The 521-nt window shown below is 56.6% G+C and carries 1 pseudogene; it reads right to left on the reverse strand.

Annotated elements, in window-relative coordinates:
• Nucleotides 1-32 precede the first annotated feature (32 nt).
• A pseudogene (locus tag HV796_RS43270) lies at nt 33-521 on the reverse strand (glycosyl hydrolase); the annotation flags it as partial.

Consider the following 521-nt stretch of genomic DNA (forward strand, 5'->3'; position numbering starts at 1 on the left):
TCAGTTATCCAGAAGTTCGGCATTGGACATGCTTAAAATTGGCGCTTCCTGAGCGTGTACGCATAAAGCGCGTACTGCGTGTTGGTCAGGGAATCGAACCAGCCTCCCTGCGTCATTCCGTCGTCGATGTCTTTCCAGGATTTGCCGTAGTCCTGACTATATAACGTGATCTGGTGCGGAGCTCCACGTCGGCTTGAGTCGCCCGCGTATACTAGCAATACCCCCCGCTTGCCCACGTCCATGTCGGTCAGGCTGTAACGTTCATCGAACGTCTGCAATTGCCTGACAGCTGGATTCCTGTGGCCCGGCCACATTGAAATCGCGCCGGTTCGTTTACCGTTATCGTTCTGGTCGCCGTCTGTCTGCTGAGGACCGAGGCGTGACAATGCATAGATCGAATAGGTATGGCCGGGAGGTTCCTCCGTCGAGCCGAGCCGCACCACAACCTGGTCAGGCAATACGACGTCCGGCTCGAACTGCGCCTTATCCCAAGGCAGCCGGTACACGACGCTGGAAAGACG

This window comes from Paraburkholderia humisilvae, assembly GCF_902859855.1.
Taxonomy (GTDB): domain Bacteria; phylum Pseudomonadota; class Gammaproteobacteria; order Burkholderiales; family Burkholderiaceae; genus Paraburkholderia; species Paraburkholderia humisilvae.